Origin of the sequence: Streptomyces sp. MK37H (assembly GCF_018035285.1) — a bacterium.
Classification (GTDB): Bacteria; Actinomycetota; Actinomycetes; order Streptomycetales; family Streptomycetaceae; genus Streptomyces; species Streptomyces endocoffeicus.
Map to the genome: position 1 here is coordinate 1 of NZ_JAAAYH010000364.1, position 9,150 is coordinate 9,150.

General features: G+C 67.5%; 11 protein-coding genes and 1 pseudogene. 3 read left to right on the forward strand and 9 right to left on the reverse strand.

Annotation, left to right across the window (positions count from 1 at the left end):
- Together GWI24_RS34365 and GWI24_RS34370 are read right to left on the reverse strand one after the other, a co-directional pair.
- On the reverse strand, positions 1-194 hold a 194-nt coding region (locus GWI24_RS34365; RefSeq protein ID WP_308344186.1), incomplete at its 3' end, for an SGNH/GDSL hydrolase family protein.
- The gene (locus GWI24_RS34370; RefSeq protein ID WP_210949962.1) at positions 181-750 is read right to left on the reverse strand and encodes a PadR family transcriptional regulator; all 570 of its coding nucleotides are present in this window, start codon (positions 748-750) and stop codon (positions 181-183) included. The genes GWI24_RS34365 and GWI24_RS34370, both read right to left, overlap by 14 nt.
- A 117-nt stretch (positions 751-867) precedes the next feature.
- On the opposite strand from GWI24_RS34370, the gene GWI24_RS34375 reads away from it, so the two are divergent.
- Positions 868-1,323: a nuclear transport factor 2 family protein gene (locus GWI24_RS34375; RefSeq protein WP_210949963.1), complete on the forward strand. Its 456-nt coding sequence runs from the start codon at positions 868-870 to the stop codon at positions 1,321-1,323.
- 188 nt (positions 1,324-1,511) lie between these two features.
- On the opposite strand, the gene GWI24_RS34380 is transcribed toward GWI24_RS34375, so the two are convergent.
- Positions 1,512-1,850, reverse strand: a complete 339-nt coding sequence (locus GWI24_RS34380) for a nuclear transport factor 2 family protein (protein WP_210949964.1) — start codon at positions 1,848-1,850, stop codon at positions 1,512-1,514.
- A 276-nt stretch (positions 1,851-2,126) separates the two neighbouring features.
- Positions 2,127-2,900, reverse strand: a complete 774-nt coding sequence (locus GWI24_RS34385) for a VWA domain-containing protein (protein ID WP_210949965.1) — start codon at positions 2,898-2,900, stop codon at positions 2,127-2,129.
- Between the two features lie 410 nt (positions 2,901-3,310).
- Between GWI24_RS34385 and GWI24_RS47015 the strand changes: the two genes are divergently transcribed.
- Positions 3,311-3,712: a DUF3703 domain-containing protein gene (locus GWI24_RS47015; protein ID WP_210949966.1), complete on the forward strand. Its 402-nt coding sequence runs from the start codon at positions 3,311-3,313 to the stop codon at positions 3,710-3,712.
- A gap of 839 nt (positions 3,713-4,551) precedes the next feature.
- Here GWI24_RS47015 and GWI24_RS34400 read toward each other — a convergent pair.
- Both GWI24_RS34400 and GWI24_RS34405 read right to left on the reverse strand, forming a co-directional pair.
- Positions 4,552-4,887, reverse strand: coding sequence for a hypothetical protein (locus GWI24_RS34400; RefSeq protein ID WP_210949967.1), 336 nt, complete (start codon positions 4,885-4,887; stop codon positions 4,552-4,554).
- A gap of 431 nt (positions 4,888-5,318) precedes the next feature.
- On the reverse strand, positions 5,319-6,503 hold the full coding sequence (locus GWI24_RS34405) for a helix-turn-helix domain-containing protein (RefSeq protein WP_210949968.1): 1,185 nt from the start codon (positions 6,501-6,503) through the stop codon (positions 5,319-5,321).
- 134 nt (positions 6,504-6,637) lie between these two features.
- Here GWI24_RS34405 and GWI24_RS34410 point away from each other — a divergent pair, with 134 nt between their 5' ends.
- Positions 6,638-7,225: a flavoprotein gene (locus GWI24_RS34410; protein WP_210949969.1), complete on the forward strand. Its 588-nt coding sequence runs from the start codon at positions 6,638-6,640 to the stop codon at positions 7,223-7,225.
- Between the two features lie 199 nt (positions 7,226-7,424).
- Here GWI24_RS34410 and GWI24_RS34415 read toward each other — a convergent pair whose 3' ends face one another.
- The 3 genes and pseudogenes from GWI24_RS34415 to GWI24_RS34425 all read right to left on the reverse strand — a co-directional run.
- Positions 7,425-7,778 (reverse strand): DUF6247 family protein, encoded by a 354-nt coding sequence (locus GWI24_RS34415; RefSeq protein WP_210949970.1) that lies wholly within the window; start codon positions 7,776-7,778, stop codon positions 7,425-7,427.
- Positions 7,779-8,032: 254 nt separating this feature from the next.
- Positions 8,033-8,692 carry a peptide-methionine (S)-S-oxide reductase MsrA gene (gene msrA / locus GWI24_RS34420; RefSeq protein ID WP_210949971.1) on the reverse strand — a complete coding sequence of 220 codons (660 nt, stop codon included), beginning with the start codon at positions 8,690-8,692 and terminating at the stop codon, positions 8,033-8,035.
- Positions 8,693-8,851: 159 nt separating this feature from the next.
- Positions 8,852-9,150, reverse strand: a pseudogene (locus tag GWI24_RS34425) (hypothetical protein); the annotation flags it as partial.

Here is a 9,150-nt window from a genome sequence, read left to right on the forward strand (position 1 = left end):
TGGACCTGCGCGGCGAGTCGGCCCCGTACGGCCAGATTGGCGTAGGAGAGGCCGGGGTTGGCGTGCGCGAGGTGCTCGGCGAGGCGGTCGGCGAACCCGCGCAGACCTGTGGTGTCGTCGCCGTCGCCCTGGCCCTCGGTCTGGCTGTCGCCCAGCGCGACGTAGCGGCTGTACGCCGCGTCAGTGTCGGGCACGGCTGTGCCGCCTCTCTCGTAGAACGGTGATCGTGCGCTCGCACCAGTCGCGGTTGCCCTGTTCGAGGGCCAGTCCGCGCAGACATGTCAGGTACGGGCCGATGCGGTGGCCGTGGCGCAGGAACTCCTCCTCCGTGCGGTCACCCCGCATCTTGCGCAGCAGCTTGCCGAAGAGCTGGATCTTGGCTTCGGCAAAGGTGGCACGCTCGGTGAGTTGGGCGATCAGGGTCTCCTTGTCGACATGGTCGGCGGCCTGGACCTTGACGAGCAGGTCGTCGCGGATGAAGGACGGCTTGGCGAACGCGGCCGTGAATTCCTCCAGCTCCGCCAGCCCGGCATCGGTCACATGGAACAGGCGCTTGGTGGGGCGGGTCTCCTGGACCACCGACCGGCCCGCGATGAGCCCGTCCTTCTCCAGGCGGGTCAGCTCGGCGTAGAGCTGCTGTGGCTGGGCGTGCCAGAAGTTGGCCACGCCGATGTCGAACGCCTTGGTCAGCTGGTATCCGCTGAGCTCCCCCTCGAGCAGCGCCGCCAGTACGGCGTGCCGTAGAGCCATCGGATCGCCTCCTTCGTGTCTCCGTGCCTCTGCATGCCTCTGTCGCTGGACACACGGCCATGATAGTCATGAAAATGACTACTCACATTCATGATTATGAAAGAAGGCGGGTGTGCGATGACCACTGCCGACCGTTTCCGTACCGCCATCGACAACCGGGACCTCGCGGCCCTGGACGACCTGTTCACCGAGGACGTCCGCTTCTACAGCCCCGTCAAGTTCACCCCCTTCGAGGGCAAGCCGATGGTGCTGGGCCTCTTCGGGGTCCTGCTGCGCACGTTCCAGGACTTCCGCTACATCGGCGACCACACCGGGACCGCGCAGACCAGCACCGACGGCACGTCCTCCCAGTCAGCGGTGCTGCTCTTTCGCACCAGGGTCGGCGACAAGGAGATCCACGGCATCGACCTGCTGCACTTCGCCGACGACGGCCGCATCAAGGAGTTCACCGTCATGGTCCGCCCGAAGTCCGCCGTCCACGCCCTCGGCGAAGCGGTCCTCGCGGGCCTGGTCGAGGACGGTCTCGCACCGGCACCGGCACCGGCACCGGCACCGGCGCCCTCCGGTCAGTAGCGAGGCCGAGTAGCCGGCCGAAGCAGCGCACTCCGCGGACGCTCCGCGGACGCGGAGCCGGGCGTCCTCGCGCCCACAAGGGCACCGAGATCCGCCGCTGGGCGGTGAAGCACAAGGTCGAGTTGTGCTTCACCCCGGCCTACGCCTCGTGGGCGAACCCAAACGCGGCTCCTGGGCTTCCGGACGGCTCACACCTTGCCGCCGAAGAAGACCTGCACCTCCCGGATGAGTCCGTCCCGCACGGTGATCGCCTCGACATTGCGGTGCCGGTCGCCCGTCGTGAGCTCGTACTCGTAGCAGACGAAGACGAGTTCCTGGTCTGCGGGCGTGACGTGCAGCAACCGCTGCTCCCTGAATCGGCTGGCGGTGGGAAAGCACTTCTCGAAGAACGTTGCCTTGTCGATATGATCGTCCTGGGGGCTGGTGAACGTGAAGTCGTCGGCGTAAAGGGGAAGGGCCGCCTCGCGGTCCTGTGACCGGTAATAACGGAACGCCGCCTCAACGACGCTTGTCGGGTCTTCGTTCATTCGACCTCCAAGATCGGGCGGTTGGCTCTACTCCGCCAGGGTAAGAGCGCGCGCTGAATTCACCAGCGGACGAGGCCGCGGGAAAGGGCCGGTCGACGTTTGCGGTCACACTGGGTGGAAGCGGAGTATCGCCGGCGTCATCGAAAGCGCGGGCTACCTACGGGGACGTCTGGTTCGGAGTGAGCAGGCCGTCTTCCCTCGGACGCAGACCCGCAGTCATGGCCGCGAGCGTAGCCGTGCGCTGCGGGGGTGCTCATGTTCCCGGCCGACCGGTTCTCAGTCTTTCAAGATGCCGGCGGAGCGTGCGGAGTCGAGCCACAGCGGGAATTCATGGAGTAGCTGATCGTAGAGGGCGGTGTCGGAAAGGGTCTTCGGTGTCGGCCCGGCGGCGAAGAAGCCGGCGTTGTCGACGACGCGGCGGTTCGGCACCGGCAGGTCGTCGAGTCTTCGCAGGAAGCGGAATTCGTCGTCGCCGAATCCGATGAACTGCCAGAAGATGGGCAGCCTTGCGGCCGTGCACAGCACGTGCTCTGCCGCCGCCTTGGACGTGGGGGAGCCGTCGGTCTGGAAGACGACGAATGCCGGGTCGTTGGCTCCGGATGCTTGGTAGTGGTCGATGACGGCCTGCATGGCGACGTGGTAGTTGGTGCGGCCCATGTGGCCCATCGAGTCGTGCAGGGGGTTGATCCGGTCCTGGTAGGCGTCGAGGCGGATCTCGGCGGTTCCGTCGATGTCCGTGGAGAAGAAGACGACCGGCACGACCCCGTCGTCATCGAGGTTCGCCGCGAGGGCGAGTGTCTGCTCCGCCAAGTGCTGTACGGATCCGTTCCGGTAGTACCGGCGCATGCTTCCGGAGCGGTCCAGGACCAGGTACACCGCGGCCCGTTGCCCACTGGCATCGTGCTTGGCCAGGGAGACCGCGGCGGTCTTGTAGAGGCTGACCAGCCCTGGAGCCTGGGCGGCGACCTTTTCCAGACTGATCGCGGGAGCTGACGCCGTGGGACGCTTGCGGTAGTCGATTTTCGGACGCTTGTTGTAATCGATAGCCATAGCCGGTGATTGTCCTCCAACTGATGAAATACATCCTTGCCCTTGGCGAACGCCTCTCAGGGGCGTACCTCGACGGTGATGAAGGGCGGTCGCGAGCCTCCCGTACTGGGTACGCTCGATGCGGGCTGATCAACGCTCAGCTAGATCGCGACACTGGGGGTGCCCCCCTTGGCCAGGTCCGTCGCACCCAACGCCCTCCCAGAGCGACTCCTCGCCCTGCCCTTGGGAAGCCCACGAACGTCCCGCTGGCCTCCGCGGGCATGTATACCCGGCCGTACTGGCGGCGCCGCCTTCGCCTCGCTGCAAGCCGCCGAGAATCGCAGCCGTGTCGACCCTCGTGCTCTGAACGACCTCATCTATGAAGCCTTCGCCCCGCTCATCCATGGGTTGTGACACAGCAGGGGGGACCCATGACCGGCACCACCTTCGAAACCGAGATGCAGCAAGGCAGGGGCGTGCTCACGGCACGGGACTTCCGGTCCGCCTACCGCCACTTCGGGCGAGCGCACAACATCGGCCACGACGTATTTGCCCACCATCTGGCCGCCCACCGGGGCCTGTTGTCCACCGCCTGGAGACAGCGTCGGCTCGACCGGGTCGCCACGCAGTGCTTCCTCCTGGCCATCCATGGCAGCCCTGTTCGACCGCAACCCACCACGGAAGACCACCGCGGCCGACGGGTAGGTGGATTACTCATTCGGGACGGCGGGAGTCCGCCTCCCGCGTGGCGAGGCGCCGGCGCCCCGGCGAGAGTGTGTCGAGGGTGCGGGGCGACCCGCGCAGGCGGTCGGCCAGGGCATCCGTCATCGTGAGGAGGCAGCGGGGCTCCACCGAGCGGGCGGAGAAGTATGCCGCGGCGAAGGCGAGCTGCCCCGGTGAATACGCGCTCGTCGTCGACGAACACGGCCGCCGCCAGGGAATCCGGCAACCGGCCCAGAAAGTCGGTGCCCTCCTCGTGTTCCCTGTCCGAGCTGTCCGAGCTGTCCGAGCTGTCCGAGCGGGTCCGGAAGCCGGGGAACACGTCACGAAGCACATAGGCCAAGTGCGCCAGCAGCTCGGGTCGTCGCCTGACGAGTGCCGCGTACTCCTCCACGGCACCGGCCTGGACCGAGGACTCCCCGCACAGCACCGGCGGTCAGCGGTGAAGCAGCGCTTCCGCCGCGCCGCGGGCGTCTGCCGCGTACAGGTCCGCGTCCAGCGCGTACGCCCATGTGCCCTCGAGGCCGAACCCCAGGCCGCCCGTCATGACGGGGACACCGGCGCATCGGCAGGTCTCGATCTGCCGGTGTGCGAGCGCAAGATCCCCAGCCGGACCACCCCGGTAGCTGTCCAGGCGAAAAGGGGTGGTCCGGTATCGCTTCTTTGGTTGTTGCGCGTGACTTTGCCGAGCGGCCTCAGTACTTCTGTCGGCCACCCGGGTAACGGACCGGCTGTCGACACTCCGGCGCGTCCTCGGGCGCGGGCTCGCCGCCGAGCGCGTAACACAAGGCGGCGTGCAGCTGCTCCGCTTCCACCATCGTCAGCACCAGCGACGCCAGGGACGCGCGACCGGGACGGAGAACGTGAAGCGGCAGTTCGAACAGACCGTCTTTCCCCGGACCCAGACCACGCCCCGGTGCGGGGCCGACCTGCCAGCCATCTGACGGCCGACTCATCCGTCCCCCTCGTTCGCTTGAGTCGGTCCGTCGGTCTCGCACTCGTCGTCGGACACCGGCAGACGCTCGCCGCGACTCTCCGCGATCCGGAGCGCGTCTTGTAGTGCCTCGATGAGGCGGTCTGAGAGGTAGCGGAGTTCTCGGGCGTCCGCCTTCTGGTCGCGGAGCAGTAAGCGGGCGTGACCGATGAGTTCAGCGCCCATTTGAAGCTGAACGGCTTCCATCTCGTCGGCCAGGCGCGACAGATACCCCGCGCCGTCCGTATCTGACACCAGGTAGCACGGCTTCCCCGCAGGGCCGGGCCACGGCAGCAATCGCGGTTGCGTACTCACCTGACCACCACCATCCCGTGCGGCGCGCACAGCAGCTCCACCCGAGGCACGTTCTTCCGACGCTCATGTGCGTCCAGATACGGCCGGACAAGCTTCACGTCCTCACCGCACGGCACAGGCTTACGCGGCACGTGGTACACACGAGGCAGCCGCAACGTCGGGGTATCGGCGCAGTTCACTGGCTGATTTGCCTTGACTGTGCGATGACGTCCTTGGCCGGGCTGTAGCAGTCTCATCAACGGTTCGAAGATCCTGCCGATACAGTGCCGCATGTCGACCTGCTTCCTCAGGTTGGCCACGCCCCGGGGCGCACGCCCGCGTCGCCGGGGTCCTGTGGTGGGTGTAAACCGGCTGAGTATTCATGCTGGTGACATGCGAAGCCCCCAACTTTCACAGTTGAGTGAAAGCCGGGGGCTACTGCGGTGAAAGTGTCAGAGGCCCACCCAAGCGGCCAGGTGATCCAGGCTGTCGGGGGTGCGACGGGACAAGTGGATCAGGCCCCTGATGGTCTCGCGTGCGCCTGAGTGGTACCGCGTCTGCTGCGGTGCCAGTTTCCGCGCGGTCACGATGGACTTCAAGGCCGCTTCGGAGCGCCCCGCTTCCATCTCGGCGCGTGCTCGGTCCACGTAGAAGTGTGCGGCGCGGGAGACAGCCCAGTCCTTCGGTATCCGCACCTTCGCGGCCTCTTGCAGAGCTTCGCCGTAGTGCCGCATCTCGACATGAGCCGACACCGCGTGCACGGTGACATTCGTGGGGCCGAAGGACAGCCAGTGCACGTCCGTAGCTTCGCCTGTCCGGTCCGCGTAAGACCGCGCCTCTGTGAGGTGGTTCTTTACCGCGTCTTCGTCGTGGGCGCGGGCAGCGATGATGCTTGCCCCGAGGTGAAGCTGTCCGGCGACGGCATGCCGTTCTCGCGTCTGCTGGGATTGCTCCAACAGCCCCTGTCCGGACGCTACGAGCCGCTGACCAATGGTGTACTCGCCCTCTCGGAAGTAGACGAGGGCACGCATGTACTGACGCACCGCTGACAACAATGGATCGGAGGCCCGCGACGCGGACCAGTCCATACGGTCCAGCGCCACCGTGGACAAGTCGTAATAGCCCAGCTTCACGGCCAGGTCATGCGCGGTGCGGTAGGTACTCGACAGGGCAGCCCACAGCTCGGACGACGGCGTCCGATACGCGGCTGTGGTGATCTCCGCCATCGTGCCTGGGAGGTCAAGAGCAGCGTCATGGAGCTTCGTGGCTCGTACCTGCTGACACAGTGCCTGCGCAGCGGTGACGAGCTGAGGAGTGGGACGCGGTGTGATCGCCGGATCGGCCCCCAGGTCGTAGAGGTCGAGGGCTTCACGGATCGGGCGGACCAGAGCGGCCAACCGGTCCTGCTGTAGCTCGGTCACGTAGGGCTGGCCGGTCAGCGCCGTGACATCGATGCACAGCGCTTTCGCCACAGCGGCCACCAGGTCGGGGCTGGCTGGCTTGTGCCCGGATTCAACCTGGGTGAGCAGGCTGTACGAGTAGGGCACTTTCTGAGCCAGCCCTCGCTGAGTCAACCCAGCCCGTTTCCGGTGATGTGCGATCCGAGCGCCCGTGTGCTCGTCGTCGGGGAGCGGCATGCATGCCTCCCTTTCGTGACTCACTCAACGGAAAACGCTACCCGCCCGGCCACGGCAGAAGACGTTGAACGGCGATCTCAACCCTGAGCGGGCAGGGATTGCGGCTGGAGGGTGCCGCACGGTGGACTGCCCGCATGACCGCGAACCGTGTCCTCTACCTGTTCGGAAGCGCCGCCCCGCCGGTGCTGAACATCGCTGGCGTGATCGAACGTGCGCAGGCGGCCGGCTGGGATGTCTGCCTCGGATTGACCCCCACGGCCGCTCGCTGGCTTGACGACGAGCTGCCAGCGTTGGAAGAGCTGACCGGGCACCCTGTGCGCGGCCAGTACAAGCTGCCCTGGGAGCCGGACGTCTGGCCTCCCGCGGATGTCGCCGTGCTGGCACCCGCCACCTTCAACACGATCAACCAGTGGGCCCTGGGGATCACCGAGAAGTTCATCGTCGGATTCGTGGCCGAGGCCATCGGCAAGGGCATCCCCACCGTGACCCTTCCGTGCGTCAACGCCGCCTACGTCCAGCACACCCAGTTCGACGCCAGCGTTGCCACGCTCCGGGCGATGGGGGTGCGCGTGCTGTACGGGGAAGGCGGATTCGTACCCAACAAACCGGGCCAGGGCCGACCGGAGAACTACCCGTGGCACCTGGCCCTTGAAGCGGCCGCGTCAGCCGTCAGCGGGCGCGATCCCGGTGGGGCAGGAGCCGCCCTCGGACGGGTCACTTAGCTTGACGCCTGTGCCGCCGAGCCTGCGCTGCCATGTGACCCCGGCGCCCGTCTAGAGCTCTTGGAACGGTGGCATGATGCGGACGATCACGATCAGCTGGTCTCGTGGTGCCACCAGGAAGAAGAAATAGCCACGCGAGCGGGGATGTCGCCTGCCACGTGAGCGTGATCGGGGTCGTACTCCCAGCGCCAGCCGACGCTCATCGAGGTGGGAGTCCGAGCGCGGCATGTGCTTCGTCCAGGATCTTGCCGATTGCGGACGCGGCGCGTCGGGCCTGCGTCGCGTCGCCTGTCTCGGCAGCGTCCTCCCAGTGACGGAACTCTTTCGCGATATTCGGCTGCCGCTGAATGTGGACGTAGACGGCCCACTGGGCGATGAACCGCTGGATAGGGGCCAGGTCGAAAGCGTGCCGGGACTGGTCGGCGGCCTGATCCAGCTCCCGCGTGAAGGCGGGAAGGGCGGCGGGGGCGATCTGCGCGACGGCCTGGCGAAGGGCCGTGACAGTGGCAGGCGGCTGAGGGATGAGTGGCTGCCCAGTGGCGGAGGTGGTCATTGCTGCTTCCATGGGCGAGATTCTGATCCCTGGGAGCAGCGTATCGAGTGCGAGCCCGAACGAGTGAGGGCGCGCCCCCTCGGCCTCTGGCGGGGGGTGTCCGAGCCGCTCGGCGAAGTGGCGCTCCGGCCATGTGGTGAGCGGGGCGTCGGCCTCGGAGCAGACCTCCAGGCGCGACGGACTACGGCGTTCAGGGCCCGGATGATCATCCGGGCGGCCGTCGCGGGCTTGGTCGCGTCGGCCGCCAGTGACCTTTAGCCGTCCGCCGGGGCCACGCCGATCGGGCAGGAGACGCCCGTGCCACCGATGCCGCAGTAGCCGTTAACGTTGCGGTCAAGGTACTGCTGGTGGTAGGGCTCGGCCGGGTAGAAGGGGCCCGCGGGGAGGATTTCGGTGGTGATCTCGCCGTAGCCGGAGCCCGTCAGGACGGACTGGTAGGCGGTGCGGGAGGACTCGGCCTCGGACTGCTGCTCGGGGGAGTGGGCGTAGATCGCCGAGCGGTACTGGGTGCCGACGTCGTTGCCCTGGCGGAAGCCCTGGGTGGGGTCGTGGGACTCCCAGAAGACCTTCAGGAGGGCGGCGTAGGAGGTGATCGTCGGGTCGAAGACGACACGGACGGCCTCGGTGTGGCCGGTGAGGCCGCTGCAGACCTCCTCGTACGTGGGGTTCTCGGTGTGGCCGCCCTGGTAGCCGACGAGCGTGGTCCACACGCCCGGGGCCTGCCAGAACTTCCGCTCCGCGCCCCAGAAGCAGCCCAGGCCGAAGTCGGCGACGACCAGGCCCTCCGGGTACGGGCCGGTCAGCGGGTTGCCGAGGACCGTGTGGCGGTCGGGGACGCGGAAACCCGGTTCGGGACGACCCTTCAGCGCCTCCTCGGCGGTGGGGAGGTGGTTCCTGTGGCGGCTGAACAGCATCTTCGGGCTCCTCGCGGGACGGGTACGGCGGCTGCCACGTTCTTTGTCGTAGTCGTACGTTCGTCGTAGTCGTACGTTCTTCGTCGTATACGAGTGCGCGGCGCGCCTTTACTTCAACGGGTACGCGGCTACGGGAATTCCGGGCCGCCCGCGGCCCCCTCACCGCGGCAGCGTCGCCGGGGTGCCGCCGCCGCCCTCCCAGCCCGCCACCGCCAGCGCCCGGTAGACCGTGTACTCGGCCGCCGGGTCCGCCCCGTACGACCACGGGACCGCGCCCACGTGGCCGTCCACATGGCGCAGCTGCTCCAGGGCCTCCGCGTAGCGCTCCGCGCGGACCAGGAAGAAGACCAGCAGGTGGCGGACGTGCGGCAGCACCGGGTGGTCGGCGGGGGCCTGGCGGACGGCGTAGAGGGCGCCCTCCATCGCCTTGGTGATCACCTCACTGCGGTAGAGGGTGC

Excerpts from the sequence above, each read along its gene's own strand:
- GWI24_RS34410 (WP_210949969.1), top strand. The coding sequence starts at position 6,638 with ATGACCGCGAACCGTGTCCTCTACCTGTTCGGAAGCGCCGCCCCGCCG.
- GWI24_RS34385 (WP_210949965.1), bottom strand. The coding sequence starts at position 2,900 with ATGGCTATCGATTACAACAAGCGTCCGAAAATCGACTACCGCAAGCGT.
- GWI24_RS34375 (WP_210949963.1), top strand. The coding sequence starts at position 868 with ATGACCACTGCCGACCGTTTCCGTACCGCCATCGACAACCGGGACCTC.
- GWI24_RS34380 (WP_210949964.1), bottom strand. The coding sequence starts at position 1,850 with ATGAACGAAGACCCGACAAGCGTCGTTGAGGCGGCGTTCCGTTATTAC.
- GWI24_RS34370 (WP_210949962.1), bottom strand. The coding sequence starts at position 750 with ATGGCTCTACGGCACGCCGTACTGGCGGCGCTGCTCGAGGGGGAGCTC.
- GWI24_RS34415 (WP_210949970.1), bottom strand. The coding sequence starts at position 7,778 with ATGACCACCTCCGCCACTGGGCAGCCACTCATCCCTCAGCCGCCTGCC.
- GWI24_RS34405 (WP_210949968.1), bottom strand. The coding sequence starts at position 6,503 with ATGCCGCTCCCCGACGACGAGCACACGGGCGCTCGGATCGCACATCAC.
- GWI24_RS47015 (WP_210949966.1), top strand. The coding sequence starts at position 3,311 with ATGACCGGCACCACCTTCGAAACCGAGATGCAGCAAGGCAGGGGCGTG.
- msrA (WP_210949971.1), bottom strand. The coding sequence starts at position 8,692 with ATGCTGTTCAGCCGCCACAGGAACCACCTCCCCACCGCCGAGGAGGCG.